Annotated in this window: 18 protein-coding genes; 9 read left to right on the top strand and 9 right to left on the bottom strand. The window is 72.5% G+C overall.

Annotated elements, in window-relative coordinates:
* The first annotated feature begins 140 nt into the window (after positions 1–140).
* The 5 genes from VJ693_RS19745 to VJ693_RS19725 all read left to right on the top strand — a co-directional run bounded on the left by VJ693_RS19745 (position 141) and on the right by VJ693_RS19725 (position 5,632).
* Positions 141–1,424 carry an ABC transporter substrate-binding protein gene (locus tag VJ693_RS19745; RefSeq protein ID WP_324156980.1) on the top strand — a complete coding sequence of 428 codons (1,284 nt, stop codon included), beginning with the start codon at positions 141–143 and terminating at the stop codon, positions 1,422–1,424.
* Positions 1,425–1,436: 12 nt separating this feature from the next.
* The gene (locus VJ693_RS19740) at positions 1,437–2,150 is read left to right on the top strand and encodes a response regulator transcription factor (protein ID WP_324156978.1); all 714 of its coding nucleotides are present in this window, start codon (positions 1,437–1,439) and stop codon (positions 2,148–2,150) included.
* Between the two features lie 79 nt (positions 2,151–2,229).
* Complete coding sequence (locus VJ693_RS19735) at positions 2,230–3,678, top strand: ATP-binding protein (protein ID WP_324156977.1); 1,449 nt, start codon at positions 2,230–2,232, stop codon at positions 3,676–3,678.
* A gap of 83 nt (positions 3,679–3,761) precedes the next feature.
* The gene (locus tag VJ693_RS19730) at positions 3,762–4,877 is read left to right on the top strand and encodes an acyltransferase family protein (protein ID WP_324156975.1); all 1,116 of its coding nucleotides are present in this window, start codon (positions 3,762–3,764) and stop codon (positions 4,875–4,877) included.
* 20 nt (positions 4,878–4,897) lie between these two features.
* Complete coding sequence (locus tag VJ693_RS19725) at positions 4,898–5,632, top strand: GntR family transcriptional regulator (RefSeq protein ID WP_324157094.1); 735 nt, start codon at positions 4,898–4,900, stop codon at positions 5,630–5,632.
* On the opposite strand, the gene VJ693_RS19720 is transcribed toward VJ693_RS19725, so the two are convergent.
* The 3 genes from VJ693_RS19720 to VJ693_RS19710 all read right to left on the bottom strand — a co-directional run bounded on the left by VJ693_RS19720 (position 5,599) and on the right by VJ693_RS19710 (position 9,238).
* Positions 5,599–7,956 carry an ATP-binding protein gene (locus tag VJ693_RS19720; RefSeq protein ID WP_324156974.1) on the bottom strand — a complete coding sequence of 786 codons (2,358 nt, stop codon included), beginning with the start codon at positions 7,954–7,956 and terminating at the stop codon, positions 5,599–5,601. The two genes, VJ693_RS19725 and VJ693_RS19720, sit on opposite strands and share 34 nt — an antisense overlap.
* 1 nt (position 7,957) lies before the next feature.
* Entirely contained in the window at positions 7,958–8,872 is a 915-nt protein-coding gene (locus VJ693_RS19715) for a phosphate/phosphite/phosphonate ABC transporter substrate-binding protein (RefSeq protein ID WP_324156973.1), read from the bottom strand.
* Between the two features lie 210 nt (positions 8,873–9,082).
* Positions 9,083–9,238, bottom strand: coding sequence for a hypothetical protein (locus VJ693_RS19710; protein WP_324156972.1), 156 nt, complete (start codon positions 9,236–9,238; stop codon positions 9,083–9,085).
* 95 nt (positions 9,239–9,333) lie between these two features.
* Here VJ693_RS19710 and VJ693_RS19705 point away from each other — a divergent pair, with 95 nt between their 5' ends.
* Positions 9,334–10,332, top strand: a complete 999-nt coding sequence (locus VJ693_RS19705) for a LysR substrate-binding domain-containing protein (protein ID WP_324156971.1) — start codon at positions 9,334–9,336, stop codon at positions 10,330–10,332.
* On the opposite strand, the gene VJ693_RS19700 is transcribed toward VJ693_RS19705, so the two are convergent.
* Positions 10,260–11,936 (bottom strand): GGDEF domain-containing protein, encoded by a 1,677-nt coding sequence (locus VJ693_RS19700; protein WP_324156969.1) that lies wholly within the window; start codon positions 11,934–11,936, stop codon positions 10,260–10,262. The two genes, VJ693_RS19705 and VJ693_RS19700, sit on opposite strands and share 73 nt — an antisense overlap.
* 298 nt (positions 11,937–12,234) lie before the next feature.
* Here VJ693_RS19700 and VJ693_RS19695 point away from each other — a divergent pair, with 298 nt between their 5' ends.
* Positions 12,235–15,150: a response regulator gene (locus VJ693_RS19695; protein ID WP_324156968.1), complete on the top strand. Its 2,916-nt coding sequence runs from the start codon at positions 12,235–12,237 to the stop codon at positions 15,148–15,150.
* Between the two features lie 27 nt (positions 15,151–15,177).
* Here VJ693_RS19695 and VJ693_RS19690 read toward each other — a convergent pair whose 3' ends face one another.
* The 3 genes from VJ693_RS19690 to VJ693_RS19680 are packed head-to-tail and all read right to left on the bottom strand — an operon-like array spanning position 15,178 to position 17,973.
* Positions 15,178–15,813: a response regulator transcription factor gene (locus VJ693_RS19690; protein WP_324156966.1), complete on the bottom strand. Its 636-nt coding sequence runs from the start codon at positions 15,811–15,813 to the stop codon at positions 15,178–15,180.
* A 52-nt stretch (positions 15,814–15,865) separates the two neighbouring features.
* Complete coding sequence (locus VJ693_RS19685; RefSeq protein ID WP_324156964.1) at positions 15,866–17,479, bottom strand: response regulator; 1,614 nt, start codon at positions 17,477–17,479, stop codon at positions 15,866–15,868.
* Complete coding sequence (locus VJ693_RS19680; RefSeq protein ID WP_324156962.1) at positions 17,473–17,973, bottom strand: PAS domain-containing protein; 501 nt, start codon at positions 17,971–17,973, stop codon at positions 17,473–17,475. The genes VJ693_RS19685 and VJ693_RS19680 overlap by 7 nt, the downstream gene beginning before the upstream one ends.
* Before the next feature lie 189 nt (positions 17,974–18,162).
* Here VJ693_RS19680 and VJ693_RS19675 point away from each other — a divergent pair, with 189 nt between their 5' ends.
* The gene (locus VJ693_RS19675; RefSeq protein ID WP_324156961.1) at positions 18,163–18,594 is read left to right on the top strand and encodes a PilZ domain-containing protein; all 432 of its coding nucleotides are present in this window, start codon (positions 18,163–18,165) and stop codon (positions 18,592–18,594) included.
* A gap of 5 nt (positions 18,595–18,599) precedes the next feature.
* Here VJ693_RS19675 and VJ693_RS19670 read toward each other — a convergent pair whose 3' ends face one another.
* Positions 18,600–19,025 (bottom strand): DoxX family protein, encoded by a 426-nt coding sequence (locus VJ693_RS19670; protein ID WP_324156959.1) that lies wholly within the window; start codon positions 19,023–19,025, stop codon positions 18,600–18,602.
* Between the two features lie 169 nt (positions 19,026–19,194).
* Between VJ693_RS19670 and VJ693_RS19665 the strand changes: the two genes are divergently transcribed.
* Positions 19,195–20,451: a hypothetical protein gene (locus VJ693_RS19665; RefSeq protein WP_324156958.1), complete on the top strand. Its 1,257-nt coding sequence runs from the start codon at positions 19,195–19,197 to the stop codon at positions 20,449–20,451.
* Between the two features lie 9 nt (positions 20,452–20,460).
* Here VJ693_RS19665 and VJ693_RS19660 read toward each other — a convergent pair whose 3' ends face one another.
* Positions 20,461–21,558, bottom strand: a complete 1,098-nt coding sequence (locus VJ693_RS19660; RefSeq protein ID WP_324156957.1) for an acyltransferase family protein — start codon at positions 21,556–21,558, stop codon at positions 20,461–20,463.
* Positions 21,559–21,565 lie beyond the last annotated feature (7 nt).

Below are 21,565 nucleotides of genomic sequence, written 5' to 3'. Positions count from 1 at the left end.
ACGAAACCGGCCGGGGTATCGGGGGAATCGGGGTCTTCCAGGGCCGGCGCGGGGTGCTGCGGGCCGCACAATCCGCCAAGGGCGAAAACGGTTTCTCCTTGCGGGTGGTTTCTCTGTTCAGGTTGTTTCGCAGGCGCTGCATGGCCTGGTTGCTTGCGGCGGCCGGCGCGGCGCTGGGCGCCCATGCCGCCCATGCCCAGCCGTCGACCCCGCCGCGCGCGCCCACGCTGCAGGTTCTGCACTGGTGGACGTCCGACAGCGAGCGCCGCGCCGCCGAGGTGCTGGCGATGCGCCTGGCCGACGAAGGCATCGTCTGGCAGGACGCGGCGATCCCCGGCGGCGCCGGCCTGGGCGCCGGCAAGGTGCTGCGCGGCCGCGTGCTGGCCGGCGATGCACCGGAGGTCACGCAGATCATCGGCGTGTCGATCCGCGAGTGGGCCGCGCTCGGGCTGCTGCTCGAGCTCGACACGGTGGCCGAGCCCGGCCGCTGGGCCAGCGTGCTGTTCCCGACGGTGGACGAGCTGATCCGCTACCGCGGCCACGTGGTGGCGGCGCCGCTGGGCGTCCACCGCATCAACACGCTGTTCTACCACCCGCGCCTGCTGGCGCAGCACCGGCTGGCGCCGCCGGTGAGCTGGGCCGACTGGGTGCAGGTGGCGCAGGCGCTCAAGGCGGCCGGTGTGCAGCCGCTGGCGCAAAGCAGCGAGCCCTGGCAGGTGGCCGCGCTGGCCGAGGCGCTGGTGCTCGGCGTCGGCGGGCCGGCCTTGCACCGCGAGCTGTTCGTGCGCCAGAGCCCGCAGGCCGCAGCCGACCCACGGCTGGCCGAAGCGCTGCTGCGGCTGCGCACCATGAAGGCCTGGATGGGCCCGGCGCCGGTGGCCGAACGGCCGTGGACCGAGGCGTTGCAGCAGCTCGTGCGCGGCGAGGCGGCGATGCTGGTGATGGGCGACTGGGCCAAGGGCGAGTTGCTGGCCCGCGGCGCGCCGGGGCCGGACATCGGCTGCACCGCGGTGCCCGGCACCGGGCGCTACCACCTGTACAGCGTCGACACGCTGACGATGTTCACCGCCGGCTACGCGCATGCCGCGGCGCAGGAGAAGCTCGCGCGGCTGGTCGTCACGCCGGCACTGCAGGCCGAGTACAACGCGGCCAAGGGCTCGGTGCCGGTGCGGCGCGACGCCGACCCGGCGCAGATGGACCGCTGCGCGCGCGCCTCGTGGACGCTGTTCGGGCAGGACGCGGCGATGCGCGCGCCCAGCCTGGTGCACCGCATGGCCGCCGGCGAGGCGAGCAAGGACGCGATCATCGCGGAGCTGCACCGCTTCTTCGTCGACGACACGATCAGCCCGGCCGAGGTGCAGCGCCGGCTGGCCACGATGTTTCGCGCGCTGCAGCCGGGCCGGGGCGACCCGGCGAGGGATTGAAGGACCGAACCGATGGGACGAAAGATCCTGATCGTCGATGACGACCAGAAGACCCGGGTCTTGCTGAAGACCTATCTCGAGAAGAACCAGTACGAGGTCGTGCTGGCGCACAACGGCGAGAGCTTCCTGTCGGAGTTCCAGCGCCACCTCGACGAGCTCTCGCTCGTGATCCTCGACGTGATGCTGCCCGACACCGACGGCTTCGCGCTGTGCAAGGCGGTGCGCGCCCGCTCGAACGTGGCGATCATCATGCTGACCGCCAGCTCCGACGAGACTGACCGCGTGGTCGGCCTGGAGCTCGGTGCCGACGACTACATCGCCAAGCCCTACAGCCCGCGCGAGCTGCTGGCGCGCATCAAGGCCATCCTGCGCCGCAGCGGCGGCGATGCGGCCGGCGCGGCGCGCTACTGGCGGTTCGACGGCTTCACGATGGACCTGGTCGAGCGCACCGTGGTCGACCGCGAGGGCCAGCCGGTGCCGCTGACCGGGCTGGATTTCCAGCTGCTGAAGTACTTCGTCGAGCACCCGGGCGCGATCCTCGACCGCGACATCCTGTGCGAGCAGACGCGCGGGCGCGAATCGGCGCCGCTGGAGCGCTCGCTCGACGTGCAGATCAGCCGGCTGCGCATGCGGCTGAACGACGACGGCAAGCAGCCGCGCCTGATCAAGACCGTGCGCGGTGCGGGTTATGTCTTCTCGGCCGACGTCAGCAGCGCCAACGGCTGAGGCGGGGTGGCGGCGCGGGCTGCAGCGCCTGCTCCCGCAGTCGCTGAACAGGTGGCAGCGCCTGCTCCCGCAGTCGCTGATGGGCCGGCTGTCGCTGGTCATGGTGGCCGGCGTGCTGGTCACGCAGCTCGCCGGCAACATGATCTGGGTCTCGCAGTGGCGCGCAAAGGCGGCCACCGACGTGCGCGCCGCCTCGCAGCACATCGGACGCAGCGCCGCCAGCGCGATCCGCTTCTTCCGCAGCGTGCCGCCCAACTACCGCGCGCTGCTGATCCAGCAGTCGCGCGATCTGGGCGGCATGCGCTTCTTCGTTCAGCTCGGCAAGGCGCCGGTCGCGATCCGGGCGATCGAGCCCGGCTCGCTGTCGCGTGCGGCGCTCGAGGCGGTGGGCCAGACGCTCAAGGCCGAGCTGCCGCCGTTGCCCGGGCTGCAGCTCGCCTTCGCCTGGCCGGACCAGCTCGCGGTCACGCCCGAAGGCGTGACGCTGGCCGAGCTGCCGGCCGACTGGGTGGAGCACACGCTGCTGATCCAGCCCGACCCGGCGCCGGTGCTGGTGATCCAGGCCGAGCTCGAGCCGGGCCACTGGCTCTACCTCGCCACGCTGATGCCCAACCCCTACTTCCTGGCCAGCAACGACCCGCTGTCGACCGACCGGCTGGTGCTGCAGGGGCTGTCGCTGGCCGCGGTGCTGCTGATGTCGATCCTGTTCGCGCTGCGCTGGATCACGCGGCCGCTGAAGCTGCTGTCCGAAGCCGCCGAGGCCTTCGGCCAGGACGAGCGTGCGCCCGAGCTGCCCGAGACCGGCAGCAAGGAGTTCGTCAAGACCGCGCGCGCCTTCGGCGCAATGCGCCAGCGCATCCGGAAGTACCTCGACGACCGCGAGCGGCTGTTCATCTCCATCTCGCACGACCTGCGCACGCCGATCACGCGGCTGAAGCTGCGCGCCGAGCTGCTCGACGACGAGGCGCTGCGCAGCGAGTTCGACGAGGACCTGGACGAGCTCGACATGATGGTCAAGGGGGCGCTGCAGTGCGTGAAGGACAGCGACATCCACGAGAACCCGACCGAGCTCAAGCTCGACGGCCTGCTGCAGCGCCTGGTGCGCGGCGCGCGCCTCGCGGGGCACCCGGTGGCCTGCCGGGAATCGGGCCTGGCGGTCTGGGCCAAGCCGCTCGCGCTGCGCCGTGCGCTCGGCAACCTGGTCGACAACGCGCTGCACTACGGCGAGCGGGTCGAGATCGGCGCCCATGCCGACGGCCCCGGCTGGGTGCGCATCGACGTGCGCGACCACGGCCCCGGCGTGCCCGAGGACGCCCTGGCCACGCTGTTCGAGCCGCGCGTGCGCCTGCTGCACGGGCGCGAGCGCAACGAGGGCGGCCTGGGCCTGGGCCTGGGCATCGCGCGCAGCATCGTCGAAGCCCACGGCGGGCAGCTCACGCTGGCCAACCACCCCGAGGGCGGCCTGGTGGCCAGCGTGCGGCTGCCGACGCCGCAGGTGGCGGCGGGCCTGCCCGAGGCGGCTTTGTAATCTTGCGTGAGCTTCGATTCGGAATCGTCTTCGGGCCGCGCGCATCGCAGGGCGGGTGATAAGGTGAGGGTACCCATACCCCTATGCCATCTTCCCCACCGCGATACCTGGCCATCGATGTGATGCGCGGCGCCACGCTGGCGCTGATGATCATCGTCAACATGTCGATCAGCGAGGCCAAGTCCTATGGCCCGCTGCTGCACGCCACCTGGCACGGCCTCACGCTGACCGACCTGGTCTTTCCCAGCTTCCTGTTCGTGATGGGCGCGGCGATGAGCCTGACGCTGCCGCGCTACGAGGCACAGGGCCGCGGGCCGATGCTGCGCAAGCTGGCCCGCCGCACGCTGCTGATCTTCGCGCTCGGCGTGCTGCTGTACTGGTTCCCCTTCGTGCAGCCGGGCCCGGGCGGCGGCTGGGTGGCCAAGCCGCTGGCCGAGTTGCGCGTGCTCGGCGTGCTGCAGCGCATCGCACTGTGCTATGCGCTCGCCGCGCTGCTGCTTCACGTCGTGGGCGAGGTGGGCACCGCGCTGGTGGCGCTGCTGCTGCTGCTGCTGAACTGGTGGGTGCTGGCGAACCTGGGCGACTACACGCTCGCCGGCAACGCCGCGCTGGCGCTGGACCGCTGGGCCCTGGGCGACGCCCACCTGTACCACGGCGAGGGCATCGCCTTCGACCCCGAGGGCCTGCTCGGCACGCTGCCGGCCACGGTCAACGTGCTGGCGGGTTATGCCGCGGCCGCCTTCCTGCAGCGCCGGGGCCGCGACCTGCAGGCGGTGCGCCTGCTGCTGTGGGCCGGCGCGGTCTGCGTCGTGCTCGGCCTGGCCTGGGACACCGTGCTGCCGATCAACAAGAAGCTGTGGACCAGCTCTTACGTGCTGGTCGGGGTCGGTGTCGACTTCGCGGTGCTGGCACTGCTGGTCGCCGTGATCGACCTCGCCGGGAAGCGGGCCTGGACCGGCTTCTTCGCCGTCTTCGGCAAGAACACGCTGTTCCTCTACCTGCTGGCCGAGCTCGCGATGAGCGTGCTGTGGACCGTGCCGGTGCAGGGCCGGCCGGCCTTCGAGTGGATCCACGCCACCTGGTTCGAGCCCTGGGCCGGCGCCAAGCCCGGCTCGCTGTTGTTCGCGCTCGTCTTCATGCTGGGGTGCTGGTGGGTCGGCCGGGCGATGGACCGGCGTGGCCTGTACGTGAAGCTGTGAGCCGCCCATCGTCGCAGGCCCTGGCCGAGCGCCTGTCGGCGGCGCTGGACAGCCACGCCCACCAGCCGCTGTACCAGCAGCTGCAGCGTGCGCTGCGCGAGGCCATCGAGAGCCGCTGCCTCGGCGCCGAGGACGCGCTGCCTTCCGAGCGGCAGCTTGCCGCCGAGCTCGGCGTGTCGCGCATCACGGTGCGCAAGGCGATCGACGGCCTGACCGCCGAGGGGCTGCTCGTCAGCCGCCAGGGTTCGGGCACCTTCGTCGGCGGCCGCATCGACAAGAACTTCGCCAAGCTGAGCTCCTTCTCCGAGGACATGCGCTCGCGCGGCCGCACGCCGAGGAGCGAGTGGCTCGGCCGTGCCGCCGGCCAGGTCACGCCGGAAGAGGCGCTCAAGCTGGCGCTGAGCCCGGGCACCACGGTGTTCCGCTTCCGGCGCCTGCGCTACGCCGACGGCGCGCCGATGGCGCTCGAGCACGCGACCGTGCTGGCCAGCGTGCTGGGCTCGCTCGACGCGGTCGACGAGTCGCTCTACGACGCGCTCGAGCGCAGCGGGCACCGCCCGGTGCGGGCGCTGCAGCGGCTGCGTGCGCTGCTGCTCGACGACGAGCAGGCGGCCCTGCTGCAGGCGCGCCCGGGTGATGCGGGGCTGCTGGTCGAGCGGCTGGGCTACCTGCCCGACGGTCGCGCGGTGGAGCTGTCGCGCTCGTACTTCCGCGGCGACACCTACGACTTCATCGCCGAGCTGGCGGCGTCCTGACGCGCCGGCGCCGCGGCGCCACGGGCGGCCAGCGTCCGCGCGACCACCGCGCCGAGTTGCTCGACCATCTGCTCCTTGTGCACGATGCCGCCCACGTTGCCCACACCGACGACATGGCGCAGCTCCTCGGGCACCCGGCCCGAGCCGATGACCACCGGCAGCCCGGGCTGCGCCTCGGCCACGGCGCGCGCCACGTCCAGGCCCGACATGGCCGGCATGTTGTAGTCGGTCACGACGAGGTCGAACTCGCCGCCGCGTTCGCGCACGGCGGCGACGGCCTCGCGCGGATCGTGGAAGCCGCTGACGCGGTAGCCCAGGTGCCGCAGCAACTGCTCGGCCAGCAGCACCATGACTTCGTCGTCGTCGACGTACAGCACGTGCTGGCCCTGGCCGGGTGGGGCCGCCGACAGGGCCTGGGGCTCGGCCGGGCTCGCGGCATCGTCCGGGTGCACCAGGGGCAGGTAGACGTGGAAGGTGCTGCCGTGGCCGAGCGCGGTGTCGACCGTGACGACGCCCGAGTGCGCCGCGACGATGCCGTGCACCATGGCCAGGCCCAGCCCGGTTCCCTGGCCCTCGGGCTTGGTGGTGAAGAAGGGCTCGAAGATGTGTGCGCGCGTCGCCGCGTCCATGCCCGAGCCCGTGTCGGCGACCCACAGGTGCGCGTACTCGCCCGGCGCGAGGCCGGCGGGACGGTCGGCGGCCCCGGCGTGGCCGTCGACCGTCAGCGCCAGCAGCCCGACCTCGATGCGGCCGGGTCGGCCGTCGAGCGACTGCCAGGCATTGGTGCACAGGTTCATCACCACCTGCTGCAACTGCGTGGCGTCGGCGTGCACGAACAGCGGCGGCTCGCCCAGGCGCGCCTGCAGGCTCACCGAAGCCGGCAGCGTCGCGCGCAACATGGCAAGCGTCTCGTCGAGCAGCGGGTGCAGCGGCTGGTCGCGCCGTTCGCCGCTGCCGCGCCGGCTGAACGACAGGATCTGTCGCACCAGGCTGCGCGCGCGTACGCCGGACTTGCCGATCTGCTCGAGGTGGCCGAGCACCGGGTGGCCGGTGGGCAACTCGTGGCGGGCGAGCGTGACGTGGCCGAGGATCGCGCCGAGGATGTTGTTGAAGTCGTGCGCGATGCCCCCGGCCAGCGTGCCGACGGCTTCCATCTTCTGCGCCTCGCGCAACTGGGCTTCGAGCGCCTGCTGCGCGGCGTCGCTCCGCCTGCGCTCGGTGATGTCGCGCCCGACGCCGCGGTAACCGAGGAAGCGGCCCTGCGCATCGAACCGCGGCCGACCGTTGATCAGGAACCATCGCTGCTCGCCGGTCTCGTTGAGCATCGGGTAGCAGAAGTCGACGATGGGTTCGTGCCGCCCGAGCGTCGCGCGGTGCTCGGCCCAGAAGGCCTCGTCGCCGCCGACGAAGCGCATCTCCCAGCGCCGCTGGCCCAGCGCGGTGCTGCGGTCGATGCCCGACTTGGCCGAGACGCCCGAGGACATCACGGTGAAGCGGAATTCGGCGTCCTGCTCCCAGAACCAGTCGGCCGACAGGAGGGTCAGGTCGCGAAAGCGTTCTTCGCTTTCCTGCAGCGCCTGCATGGCTCGCTGGCGCTCGGTCTCGCTGCCCTCGAGCGATTCGAGCATGCCGTCGAAGGCCTGGCCGAGCACGCCGATCTCGTCGCGCCGGGCCAGGCCGACGCGCAGGCCGCGCCTGCCTGCGCGCACCTCGGCGATCGCCGAGACCAGGCGGTCCAGCCCCTGGATCAGGCCGCGCGCCAGCAGCGCGGCGAACAGGGCGCCGATGCCGACGGCGGCGAGCGCGAGCACGATGCCGTCGCGCCGCATCCGGGCCAGCTCGGCGGCGATGCGCTCCTGGCCATTGCCCACGCGCGCCCAGGCAATCAGCCGCCGGTCGGCCAGCACCGGAACCGCGACATCGATCAGGTCATCGTTGTCGATCAGGGTCTGGGCCTGCGGCGGCCGCGCCAGCAGGCCCAGGCTGGTCGCATCCTGCAGGTACAGCCCGACCCGCTGCTGCTCGCTGTGGGCGAGGACGCGCCCCACGGGGTCGACGACCATCACGAAACGCACGTCCGGGCTGCGGGCCACCGACTCGACCACCTCCTGCAGCCCGACGACGTCGTTGGCCATCACCCACGAGGCGCCACTGACCGCCACGGCCTGCGCCAGGCTGCGCGCCTGGGCGCGGCTCTGCTCGACCAGGAAGCCGGCCTGCCCGCGCATCAGCTCGACGATGAGCAGCGCCATCAGCACCGCGTGCACCAGCATCACGCCGGCCATCAGCCGGTGGCGTATCGACAGCAGGCGGCGGTGGGGCAACTCAGCCATCCTGCAACGGCCGCACGGCCTGGGCGAAGCGGGCGACGAAGTCGCGCACCGGCCGGTAGGTCGCGTCGCCGGCCGGCTCGAAGCGGGACAGCGGCAGGCTGGCGAGCAGCGCGCGGCCTTCGTCCGTGGCGTCCAGGTCGAACAGCAGCGCCGACACCTGCTGCAGCAGCGCGGGCGGCATGTCGTCGCGCGCCATCAGGCTGTTGCTCGGCAAGGTCGCCGTCTGCCACTGCACCTTGAGCTGCGCGGCCTCGGCCGGGTGGTGGCTCTGGAACTGGTGCCAGGGTTGCGGCCAGGTCGAGCCGGCGGCCGAATCGCCCAGGACCACGTTCATCATCGAGGACTCCTGCGAACCGACATAGCGAGCCGTGTACGCGGCATAGGGCAGGCCATGGTCGTGCAGGAACTGCTGCGGCAGCATCGTGGCGGCCAGCGCGCTGGGTGCCGGGAAGCTGATCACGCGGTTGCGCAGGTCGATCACGCGGCGCACCGGGCTGTCGCGACGCAGCAGGATGATGCCGCGGAACTCCTCGTCGTTGCCCATCTTGCCGAACACCCGGTAGCCGTGTCGCATGGCCATCAGGGTCTCGTACGGATTGGGCAGCGCGAGGTCGAAGTGGCGCGCGTAGAGCTTGCGCTCGAACTCTTCGTAGTTGCGCGAGGCTTCGAGCACGAAGCGCGCACCGGGCAGGCCGGCGTTCAGCCGGTCGACCAGCGGGCCATAGGTGGTGAACAGGTGACGCGGGTTGTGCAGCGGATGCACGCCGAACACGATGGGCCGCGACGGTGGCGATTCGGCGCTGCGCTCACCATATCGCGGCGTGTAGGCGGGGCTGGCCAGGGGGTCGCCGCAACCCGCGGCCAACCCGCCCGCGGCTGCCGCCAGCCAGCGGCGCCGGGACCACATCGCCACACCCTCGACCCCCATGCCGCTCGTCCCCTCCGCTCCTGCCAGGCTCGCGTGACTCCTCCCCGTATTGAACTGCGGGCGCCGCGCCGATGCTTGGCCAAATGCACGGTTCGACGGGTCGTGGGCGGCGCGTTCAATCCCTCTGTGGCGGGAGCTTGCGCTGGATCAATGTCGGGGCAGGCCGGCAAGCCAGGTCTCGGCCAGGGCTCAGCGCACGTGCACCGGGGCGGGGGCGGCCTGGGCGACCAGCGCGTCGCCAGCCCCGGGCGGCAGCCCGAGCAGCGCGACCGATTGCACCAGCACGAAGGTGACGGCCAAGGCGGCGGCGAAGGCGGTGGCACGGATGTGAAGCGGGGTGTTCATGAGCGGCTCCTGCATGGCGGGTTGATCGGTGCTGGTAAGAGTAAAGGCGTAGACGCCGCCATGGAATCGACTTCTTCTGGCCTTCGTGGTCAGCTATGCTTACCAGCATGGCCCGCTTGCCGCTGCAGACCCTGCCCGCCTTCCGCGCCGTGGCGCGCACGCTGAACCTGCGCGCCGCGGCCGACGAGCTGCACCTGACGCACAGCGCGATCAGCCAGCAGATCAAGCTGCTGGAGGAGCAGATCGGCTTCACCCTCTTCGACCGGCGCGGCCGCCGCGTCGTGCTCAATGCCGCCGGCGCGGCGCTGCTGCGCGCGGTCGAGCCTGCGCTCGACGGGCTGGACGATGGCCTGCGCGCCGCGGCCGCCACCTCGTGCACCGCCGAGACACGGCTGCGCATCACGCTGCTGTCGTCGTTCGCGCAGCGCTGGCTGCTGCCGCGCATGGCGCGCTGGCGCGAGCGTCATCCGCAGATCGGGCTGGAGCTGCACACCTCGCAGCACCTGGTCGACCTGCAGCGCGAGGGCTTCCACGCCGCGCTGCGCCAGGGGCTGGGCCACTGGCGCGGGCTGGATGCCGTGTGCCTGACCGATTCGCCGCTGATCGTGATCGGCTCGCCGCAGGCCGCGCAGCGCCTGCGAGCGGCCATCGCCAGCCGTGGCGCGGCCGCGCTGGCCGACGAGCCGCTGCTCGGCAGCACGCCGATGTGGCAGCGCTGGTTCGAGATCAACGGCGTGCGCACGCGGGTCAACCCGGTGGCCTCGTTCAGCGATGCGGGGCTGATGCTGCAGGCCACCGAGCAGAACCTGGGCCTGGGGCTGGCACGCGAGATCCTCGCCGCCGACGCGTTGCGCGAGGGCCGCCTGGTGCGCCTGTCACCGGTGGCGATGCGCAACGAAGAGGCCGATGCCTACTGGTTGGCGTTTCCGAGCAACCTGGCCGACTGGCCGCCGTTGCAGGCCCTGCGCGCGTGGCTGTTCGATGAACTGGCGATCTCGCAGCGCGAGCTGGAAGCGGCGGCTCAGCCCGCCGGCACCACCGGCGCTGCGTCGGCCACCTCCACGCGATTGCGCCCGGCCCGCTTGGCGCGGTAGAGCGCCTGGTCGGCTTCGGCCAGCAACTCGCCGAGCGTCGCCTCGGCGGGCACCGGCCCGAGCGCCGCCACGCCGATGCTCGCGCTGACGCGCAGGCCCGGCGCACCCGGGCCCCAGCCGGCCTCGGCCACCGCCTGGCGAACACGCTCGGCGATCTCCCCCGCCCGCGCCAGGCCGATGCCCGGCCAGGCGATCAGGAACTCCTCGCCACCCAGCCGGCCGACCAGATCCTGCGGCCGGCCCTGCTCGCGCAGCAGGCGCGCCAGGCGGGCCAGCACCGCATCGCCGGCGGCGTGGCCGTGGGTGTCGTTGATGGCCTTGAAGTGGTCGACGTCGATCATCGCGACGACGATCGGCGGCTCGCCGGCGCTGCCCTGCCGGCGCAGCATCAGCGCGCGCAGCTCGCGTTCGCTGCCGCGGCGATTCAGCAGCCCGGTCAGCGGGTCGCGCATCGCGGCCACCTCGAGCGCGTTCGCACGCTCGGCCAGGGCGCTCGCTTCGCGGCGCGACTGCTCGATCTCCAGCCGCGTGACCAGGTGCTCCGCCTGGGCCTGCAGCTGTGCGACGCTGCGCTGGCGCTCGAGGCGGTGGAAGCGCTCGAAGGCATCGAGCGCGCCGGCCGCATCGCCGAGCGCGCGGCGGGCGCGGTACAGCGCTCGCTGCGCACGCATCAGCGTGACTTGCGGGGCCGATGGGCCCATGGCGCCGACCAGCGGCTGCAGCCGCTCGCAGGCCCGGCCCATCTGCCGGCGCTCGACGGCGAGTTCGCCCAGCGAGACCAGCACGCGCCAGCGCAGCGCTTCGAAGCGATGCATCTCGGTGCGGTGCAGCGCCGAGGCCAGCCAGGATTCGGCCTCGGCGTGCTCGCCGAGGAAGTTCAGCGCATCGCCGAGGTTGGCCTCGACATAGGCGCAGTAGAACGGGTCGCCGAGCCCATGGGCCAGCACCAGCCCCTGGCGGCCGAAGTCGCGCGCTTGCCGCAACGTGGCGCGCGCCGCGCCGGCATCGGGGCCGTCGCGCAGCAGCTCATGCCGGGTCAGCGCGACCGCACACAGGTTGTTCAGGCAGACGAAGCGCTCTTCGTCGCCACAGCGTTCGGTGGCCAGCACCAGCGCATCGCACAGCAGCCGCTCGGCCTGCCACGGGTCGCCGATGCGCTCGAAGCAGGCGGCCATGGCGCAGCCCAGCAGCACGCGCATCGGCAGCAACCCGGCCTCTTCGGCCAGCTTCAGGCCCTGGCGGGCGGCCTGCAGGCCCGTATCGAACAGGCCGATCTCGGGCACGCCCAGCGCGACCCAGCGCAGCACCTGGCAGGCCGATTCGGCCTGGCCGCTGGCGGTGAGTGCCGCGACGACGGCCCCGCACTCGGCCACGAGTTCGGCGAAACGGCCCATCCGGTACAGGCTCAGCGCGAGCAGAAAGCCGGCGCGGGCCCGCGCGGACGGTGGCAGCGCATGGCCGGCCGCGTGCCAGGCGCCCTCGGCGGCTTCGCGGCAGGACGGCAGATCGCCCCGGGCCTGCGCGGCCTCGGCCTCGGCCAGCGCACGCGCCGCCGCGTCGGCCGCCGTGAAGGCAGCCGGGCGTTCGGCGGGGTCGGCGAGCATGGGCTGGCAGAGTCGAAGGGCGGGGTGGACGTCCCATTTTCGGCCGCGGCCGCCGAAACCTTCGTGAACGAATCGGCAACGCGGCAGCACATGCACGACGTCTTTCGCGGGCGGCCGCTTTCCTTCCGGTGTGGGCGTTGACGGCGATCAAGCGAACAACGGCCGACCCCCCAATGACTCCGACGTTGTCGGGGTTATTCATCGCCGCCGGGCAAGACGCGTCGCACTATTGGCCCACTACAACCTCGTCAGGGAGACGCGGGGCAACGGCCGGACGGGCCGTGGCCTTCGCATGATCGTGGAGCCCCACGCCGCCGAAGCTCCTTTCGTCGCCACCCAGCCCGCCACCCCGGCAGCCCGCCGGCGGGCGCTGGCCGTGCTGGGACTTTCGCTCGCCCTGTTCGTCGTGCTGCTGCCCTTCGCGCAGCAGCCGCTGACGCCAGTGCCGGCCTTCATCCCGGCCTACCAGTCGGCGCTGGTGATGGGCGACCTGATCACCGCGGCGCTGCTGTTCGGCCAGTACCGGCTGCTGCGCCGGGCGGCGCTGGGCGTGCTCGCGGCGGGCTACCTGTTCACCGCGCTGATGGCGCTGCTGCATGCGCTCAGCTTCCCGGGCCTGATCGCGCCCGGCGGCGGCCTCGGCGCCGGCCCGCAGACCACGGCCTGGCTGTACATGTTCTGGCACCTCGGCTTTCCGCTCGCGGTGCTGGCTTACGTGCAACTGGCCGACCGGCCGCCCGCGGCCACGGTGCGGCCGGCGGCGGTGGCGTCCGGCGTCGCGGCGGTCAGCCTGCTGGTGGCGGCGCTGGCGGCGTGGGCCACTGCCGGCGCGCGCTGGCTCCCGGCCATCATGGCCGGTGACCAGTACAGCCCGGCGATGGCGGTGGTGGTCGGCACCGTCTGGGGCTGCAGCGTGGTGGCCGTCGTGCTGCTGTGGCGCCGCCGCGACCGCTCGGTGCTGGACCACTGGCTGCTCGTCGTGATGGCGGCCTGGGTCTGCGACGTGGCGCTGTCGGCCGTGTTCAATGCCGGCCGCTTCGACCTGGGCTTCTACGCCGGCCGGCTGTTCGGCCTGCTGGCGGCGACCTACGTGCTGATCGAGCTGCTGGGCGAGCACGGCCGCTTGTACGGCAGCCTGGCCCAGATGCACCGCAGGGCGGTCGAGCAGGGCGAGGCGCTGGCCCGCGCGCGCGACGAGGCGCAGGCGGCCGACCGCGCCAAGGGTCACTTCCTGGCCAGCATGAGCCACGAGATCCGCACGCCGATGAACGCCATCATCGGGCTTACCCATCTGGCCCTGGACACCGAGCTGGACGAGCGCCAGCGCGACTACCTGAGCAAGGCGCACGGCGCGTCGAAATCGCTGATGCGGCTGCTCGACGACATCCTCGACTACTCGAAGATCGAGGCCGGCAAGCTGACGCTCGAGCACGAGCCCTTCAGCCCCGAGGACGTGGTCGACATGGTCGGCAACCTGTTCGCGGTACGCGCCCAGGAAGCGGGCATCGAGCTGTGCATCGAGGTCGCGCCCGAGGTGCCGGGCCGCCTGCGCGGCGATGCGCTGCGCCTGGGCCAGGTGCTGACCAACCTGGTCGGCAATGCCGTCAAGTTCACGCGCCAGGGCGAGGTGCTGCTGCGTGTCGAGCCGGAGGCCCCGGCCGGCCCCGGCGACACCTCGATCACGCTGCGCTTCGAGGTGCGCGACACCGGCATCGGCGTCTCGCCCGAGCAGGCGGCGCGGCTGTTCCAGCCCTTCGAGCAGGCCGATACCTCGACCAACCGGCGCTATGGCGGCACTGGCCTGGGCCTGGCGATCAGCCGTCGGCTGGTCGAGCTCATGGGTGGCCGGATATGGCTGGACAGCGTGCCCGGCCGCGGCAGCGTGTTCTCCTTCACTGCGCGCTTCGACACGCTGCCAGGTGCGCTGGCCCGGCGCGATCTGCACCGCCTGCGCGGCATGCGCACGCTGGTGGTGGACCCGCTGGCGACGACCTCGGCCATCGTGCACCAGACCTTCGTCGCCTGGGGGTTCGCGGCCCGCAGCGTGGCCAGCAGCGACGCGGCGCTGGCCGAGCTGCGCGCGGCCGAGGCGGCCGGCACGCCATTCGAGCTGGTGCTGCTGGACGAACGCACGCCGGGGCTCTCGACGGCCGAGGGGCTCACGGCTTACCTGCGCCGGCACGCCCACCCGCAGGCCGCCCACCCGCTGTCGGTGGTCGTGATGGTGGCGCTGTCCTCGCGCGAGCGTGTGCTCGAGCTGGCCGGGGCGCTGCCGGCCGACCTGGTGCTGACGCGGCCGTTCACGCCATCGCGCCTGTTCGATGCGATCGTGATGTTGCAGAACCGCGCCGGCTGGCCAGCCCCCGCGCCGGTGGTGCGGCGCATCGACCCTGGCGAGGCGACGCGCGTGATCCACGGGGCCCGCGTGCTGCTGGTCGAGGACAACCCGCTGAACCAGCAGGTGGCCGCCGAGTTCCTGGCCCGCGCCGGCATGGCGGTGACGATCGCCAGCGACGGCATCGAAGCGGTCGACCGCGTCCAGGCCGGCCACTTCGACCTGGTGCTGATGGACGTCCAGATGCCCGGCATGGACGGGCTGCAGGCAACCCGGCTGATCCGCGGCCTGCCGCATGGCCAGGGCCTGCCGATCATCGCGATGACCGCGTCGGCGCTGGCGCAGGACCGGCTGGATTGCCTGGCCGCCGGCATGGACGGCCACGTGGCCAAGCCGATCGATCCGGGGGAGCTGTCGCGCACGCTGCTGGCCTGGATCCGCCCCGGTGCGCGCCCGGCCGCGGCGGCCACCCTGGCGTCGGGCGGCGACGATGCGGTCGTGCTCGCCCGTGCGCTGCCCGGTGTGGCGGTGGGCGCGGCGCTCGAGCGGGTGGCGGGCGACAGCCGCATGTACCGCCGCCTGCTGCAGGGGTTCGTCGAGCACCACGGCGGCGATGCCGAGCGCATCGTGCAGCTCGCGGCCGCCGGCGACCGCGCCGGGCTGGCCCGCCTCGCGCACTCGCTGGCCGGCTCGGCCGGCATGCTCGGCCTGACCGAGGTGGCCAGCCCGGCCGCCGCGCTGGCCCGCCGGCTCGCCGAGCCGGGCGTGGGCATCGCCGAGCCGCTGCCTGCAGCGCTGCGCGATGCCCTGCTGGGCACGGTCCAGTTGCTCGACCGCCTGCTTGCGCAGCAGCCGAGCCGGCGAGCCGCGCTGGCCTGATCGTCCGGGCGGGTGCTGTCGGGCCGCTCAGGGCTCGTCGACGCCGATCAGCCCTTCGCGGATCGCCCAGCGCACCAGCGCCGGCACGTCTTCGAGCCCGAGCTTGGCCATCAAGCGGCTGCGGTAGGTGTCGACCGTCTTCGGCGACAGGTGCAGCTCGTGGCCGATCTGGTTGCTCGACGCGCCGCGCGCCACCAGTACCAGCACCTGGCGTTCGCGCGCCGACAACTCGGCCATGTTGCGGCCCTGGTCGGCCAGCCCGCGTGCGGCCAGCTCGGCCACGCTGGTCCCCAGGTGGCGGCGGCCCTGCGAGACGGCGTCGAGCGCCGCCAGCAACTCGGCTGCGCTCGAGTCCTTCAGCACGTAGCCCAGGGCGCCCAGGCGCAGTGCCTCGGCCACGTGCTGCGGCCGCACCGACATGCTCAGCACGATGACGCGCGTGGCCAGGCGGCGGCGCTGCATCTCGGCCAGCAGCTCGAGCCCCGAGCGCTGGCCCAGGTTCAGGTCGATCAGCGCGATCTCGGGCTCGAGCCGCACCAGCTCGGCCAGCGCGGGCGTGGCCTCGCCCGCCTCGCCGACCACCTGGTGGCCGGCGGCCTCGAGCATCGCGCGCAGCCCTTCGCGCACCAACGCATGGTCATCGACCAGAAAAAGTTCGCTCATGGCCCCCTGAATGGTCGGCCCGGTCGGATCGCCCCGCCGGGCCGTTTGGGGCTCAGTGTCGCGCGGAACCGGCCGGTGCAACAAGGGCCGCAGGCGTACCCCCAAGATGAACCTGGGTGCCATAGCCGCGATAGCGCTCGTTCAGCGCCGCCACCCGTTGCATCAGCGCGGCGGCATCCTCGATCTGCGCGGCGTGCTGCTGCAGCGTGTGGGCGGCGAGGTCGATCAACTTGGCATTCAAGCTGCGTTCGGCGCGCTCGAGCAGCATCAGCACCGCGCGCCGCGGCTCGCCGGCCACGGTCTGCGAGACGGCGTCCTCGGCCAGCGTGCAGATCGCCGCGTACCGCGCCCGGATCAGCGGCTCGAACTCGGCCATGCCCTGGGCGGCACGGCACAACAACTCGGCGGTCGAGCGCGAGACGGCGAAGCGGTCGGCCAGCACCGTCAGCTCGTCGGCCAGGCCGGTCAGCCGCACTTCGCGTGCCGATACCCGGGCCAGCATCGCCAGCAGGTTGCAGGCGGCCTCGAACTCGAAGTCCGGCGCCATGATCTCGGCCAGCAGGTCGCGCGTGGCCTGCACCGCCTCGGACAGCTGCCGCTGCTGCAGCGCCGAGAAGATCGTCAGGATGGCCTCGAAGCGGCGCAGCCGCGCGCTCTGCGGCTGGGTCGCGCGCACCGCGGCCACGCTGCGCAGCGCGTGGCCCAGGCCGCGCGGGTCGCCGTGGTCGAAGTGCAGCGTGCCCAGCAGCACCATGCCCTGCAGGTCGAAGGTCTTGGAGTTGATGCCCAGCGCGGTCGCGCGCTTGAGCGCGTCCAGCGCCTCGGCCGGGTCACCGTGATAGAAGGCCAGCAGGCCGAACTTCTGCAGCCGGGCCACGCTGCCCGGGGTCAGCGAGCAGGCGCGGCGCAGCGAATTCAGCGCCTGCTGCGGCTCGCCCTGGTCGAGCAGCACGCGGCCCATCACGTCGTAGGCGTCGGCGTAGCCCGGCCGGTCGTTCAGCAGGCTCTCGAGCGTGCGCCTGGCCTGCTTGATGCCGCCGGCCTGGTACTCGGTGCGCGCAAAGCCCAGCCGCGCCCAGGGCAGCGCGTGGGTGGCCAGGATCAGCTCGAACATCTTCTGCGCCTCCTGGGCCCGGCCGAGCCGCAGGTAGATCTCGGCGCCGATGCGTGCGGCGTTGAGCCAGTAGGGCCCGCGCGTGTCGCAGCGGGCCTGGCACAGCGCGGCGGCTTCCTCGTAGCCACCCCGCTCCAGCGGCTCGATGATCGATTTCAGCGCCTGCTTGCGCGCCATCGCCTGCTGAATGCGTTCGGCCAGCGCCTGCTGCGTGTGCGGCTTGATCAGGTAGGCATCGAGCGCGGCCTCGGCGGCCTCGGCCACGCGCGCATAGGCGGCCTCGCTCGACACCATCACGACGATGGTCGACATCGGCAGCAGCTGCGCCAGGCGCAGATCGTCGATCATGTCCTGCCCGGTCATCGCCTGGTTCTCGAAGTGGTACTCGCAGACGACGAGGTCGAAGCGGCGGTGCTCGAGCAGGCGCCGGGCATCGGGCGCGCGGATGGCCTGCTGCACGTTGCCGACCCCGAAGTCGCGCAGCATCATCGACAGCGCGGTGCGTGAGGCCGGGTTGCCGTCGATGACCAGGGCCTGGGCGTTGCTCAACATCCTGCACCTCCTGCCAGCGCCAGTGCCAGCGGCGTGATGCCCCAGCCCGCGCTGCGCTCGGCGGCCTCGCGCCAGAGCGCGCTGCCGTCGCGCATCGCGACGTAGAGCCGGCGCGCGGCGCGCAGGTCGTCTTGGCGGGGGCGGGCGTGGGCGATCACGTAGCCGACCTGCCGGTGCAGCTCGGCCACCGGGGCCGCCGCGGTGCGCACCCAGTAGGCCTGGCCGTCCTTGCGCCGGTGGCGGACCACGGCCGACCAGATCTGGCCCGCCTCCAGCGTGGCGTGCAGGTCGCGCTGCACCTCGCGCGGCATGTCGGGGTGCTGCAGCAGCGTGTGGGGCTGGCCGAGCAGCTCGGCCTCGGCATAACCGCTGGCCTCGATCAGCGCGGCATTGCAGTAGGTCATCAGGCCCCGCAAGTCGGTGTTGGACACCAGCAGCACGCCGGCTGGCAGCGACACCTCGGGGCAATCAGCGGAGCAGGGCGACGGCAGCATGGCAGCACCTCCTGGAGCGGAACGTCCCCGGGTTGTCGGCCTGCGACCGGCCCGATCGGATGGCGCGGGTGTAGGGAGTTCTCGATTCCCGATGTGGGGGGTTCTAGCCGGGCCGCCCCTCATTTGACTTGGCGCTGCCGACAGCGCGGCGTATCCTCGATTCCAGCCAAGACGCGGCGCGAGGTTGTCATGCGGCAGTTCATCCGGCACCCGATCGATGTTCCGGTCGAAATCGGCATCGGCGGGGCCGACCCGCCGGCGCGCTACCACACCCGTGACGTCAGCCTGGGCGGGCTGGCGTTTCGCTCAGGCTGCCCGGTGACGCCCGGCCAGTCGATCGAGATCGGCATCGGCCTCGTGCAGCCGCCGTTTCGCGCCCGCGCGCGGGTGGCCTGGTGCCGGCCGCACCCGCTCAGCGGCTACGAGCTCGGCGTGACCTTCCTCGATGCGGAGGATGCCTTCCGCGCCCGCATGGTCGAGCAGCTGTGCCACATCGAGGATTACCGCCGCTCGGTGCAGCGCACCGAGGGCCGCGATCTCGATGCCGACGAAGCCGCCGCCGAGTGGATCGACAAGTACGCGGCGAATTTTCCCGAGATCGGCTCGGGGTCGATGCACTGACGCTGTCAGGCCGGCTCCGTGCCCCGCTGGGCATCGATGCTGAAGCCGCCCGGGCCGTGGGCCAGGAACGCCAGCAGCCCGCCGACGGCGGCCAGGTTCTTGAAGAAGGCCTGCTGCTGCATCATCTGCTGCGCCTCGGGCAGCGCCCAGAAGTTGTGGAAGATCGGGGTGATCACCGCCACGAACACGGCCAGCCCCAGCGCGGCCCAGCGTGTCTGCCAGCCCACGAGCAGCAGCAGCCCCAGGCCCAACTCGGCGGCGATGGCGATGGCCGCGCAGACCTCGGGCATCGGCACGCCCTTGGCGGCGATGTAGGCGACCACGCCGGAGAAGCCGGCCACCTTGGAAAAGCCCGACGGGATGAACAGCAGCGCGATGAGCGCGCGGCCCAGCAGAGACAGCACGTTCTTGGTGGAAGCGGACGGTGTCATGGCTTGCTCCTGGTGGGGATGGAAGGACGCGGGCGGATTCTGCGCTTCAGCCGGCGCGGTGCCATCCAATCGGGATGGAATGGAGCCAGATTGGTACCAGTTGTTCCAGGCGTGCCTCAGATTTCTCCCGAATTGGTACTATTGTGGTATTAATCATTTTCGACCTGCCATGCCGCCATTTCCTGTCGCCCCCTTGTCCTTGCCGCGGCGTCTGGCCGGCGCCGCGCTGCTGGCCTTCAGCGCCATGGCGAACGCGGCCGATGCGCCAGCCGCCGAGGCCGCTCGGCCCGCGGTCGGTGTCTTGTTGAACGAGGCCCAGGCCCTGATCGCGCGCAGCGAGGGCGCGGGCGCGGTCGCCCGGCTGCAGGCCGCCGAGGCGCTGGCGCCGCTGAACGCCTACGAGGCCTTCATGCTGCAGCGGTTGCGCGGCGCGGCGGCACTGCAGACCGGCGACCTGGCCGGCGCGCAGTCGGCGTTCGAGCAGGTGCTGGCCGCGCAGCGCCTGACGCCCGACGAACAACGCCAGACCCTGGCCGCGCTGGGCCAGACCCTGTACCGCGCGAAGGACTATGCGGCCGCCGCGCGCTGGCTGCAGCGCTACGCCGAGGCCGGCGGCAGCGAGGCCGAGGTGCTGGCGCTGCGGGCCCCGGCGCTGTATTTCGCGAAAGACACCGCCGGCGCCCGAGCGCTGCTGCTGCAGGCCACCGAGGCCGACGCTGCGGCGGGCCGCACCACGCCGCTGCCCACCTGGCGCCTGCTGGCCGGCATCCAGCGCCAGCTCGCCGACGAGCCCGGCTACCGCCGCAGCCTGCGCGCGATGGCCATGCAGCACCCGCAACCGGCGCTGTGGGCCGAGCGCGTCCAACGTGAGTTGGGCGACCCGGCGGCGTGGCCCGAGCGCCAGTGGCTCGACGTGCAGCGCCTGCTGCATGCCGCCGGCGCGATCGACCGCACCGAGGCCGTGCTTGCGCTGGCCGCCGAGGCCCAGCAGGCCGGGTTCCCGGGGGAGGCCTTGCGCGTGCTCGACCAGGCGCTGGCGCGGCCCGGCCTGGCCGATGCTGAACGCGCCGCGCTCTCGGCCCGCCGCGCCAGCACGCAACGCCCGGCCGAGGCCGACCGGCGCCAGCGCCCGCGCGACGAGGCCGCCGCCCTGAAGGCGCGCGACGGCCAGGCCCTCGTCGCGCTGGGCTGGGCCTGGGCCACCGAGGGCGAGCCGGTCACCGGCCTGCCGCTGATCGCGCAAGGCCTGCAGCGCGGCGGGTTGGCGCGTGCCGGCGAAGCGCGGCTGCACCAGGGCATGGCGCTGGCGCTCGCCGGCCGGCCGGCCGAAGCGCAGGCCGCCCTGCAACAAGTGCAGGGCGAGCCGGCGCTGGTCGCCCTGGCGGGGCTGTGGGCCGATTTCGCGGCCCGGCGCGGCGCGCCCTGACCCGGCGGGTCAGATGCTGAGCCGGATGCGCCGCTTGTCCATCCACCAGACCACGCCCCACCAGAACAGCAGCTGCAGCGCGGCATAGAGGTGCGACACCGGCTTGGCGCCGAGCAGCGGGATCAGCGGGTCGAAGGCATGGTCGTACAGCCAGCGGTGCAGCGGCGTGCCGTCGAGCAGGCAGACCATCAGGATCGAGCCGGCGTAGGCGGTGATCGCGTTGACACCGAAGCGCCGGCCGTACGGCGGCACGTGCCAGCGCTCGACGAGCGTGTGCACCAGCACCAGCGCCAGCGCCGAAAAGCCGCCGCTGAACAGCGCGAAGGGCGGCGTCCACAAGGCCTTGTTCATCGGCATCCAGACGCGGTTCAGCAGCAGCCCGGCCGCGACCAGCACCGCGCCGGCGATCACGATGGGCCGCAGCGCACGCCGGCGCAGCCAGTCGCCGCACAGCGCACCGAGCACCGTGTTGCTCAAGGCCCCCAGCGTCGACAGCAGGCCCTCGGGGTCGTAGCCCAGGCCGGTGGCCGGGTTGTAGTGGTAAGCGAAGGCGCCCAGCACCCGCGCGTCGACGCGCGAGGGCAGGCTGTGGTCGCGCGTCAGGTCGCCCCACCACGACAGGAGCGCGCCATAACTCGCCAACAGCATGGCATAGACGAGCCATCGGGTGCGCGCCGCCGAATGCAGGTACAGCCAGCCGACGAGGCCGAAGCAGATGCCGATGCGCGGCAGCACGCCCAGCGGCCGCCACGGCACCGGATCCACCGACGAGTTGGGCAGGGACAGGACGGCGACCGCCGCCAGCGCCCAGCCGAGCAAGACGATGCGCAGCGAGCGCCACCACCAGGCGCGCTGCAACGCAGCGACATCGCCACCGGTCTCGAGCCGCGGCCCGCCGGCCAGCGCCAGCGACACGCCGACGATGAACAGGAAGGTGGGAAAGATCAGGTCGGTCGGCGTGCAGCCGTGCCAGCTCGCGTGGCCGAAGGGGCCGAAGACGTGCGACCAGTCGCCCGGGTCGTTGACGAAGATCATGGCCCCGACGGTGATGCCCCGCATCGCGTCGACCGAGACAAAGCGCTGCGCGCCAGGCGGCCGCTGGTCCATGGCGTGA

This window comes from Ideonella sp. (assembly GCF_035254525.1).
Taxonomy (GTDB): domain Bacteria; phylum Pseudomonadota; class Gammaproteobacteria; order Burkholderiales; family Burkholderiaceae_C; genus Ideonella.
The sequence above is the reverse complement of the archived record's forward strand: the minus strand, read 5'-3'. Positions and strand labels throughout refer to the sequence as shown.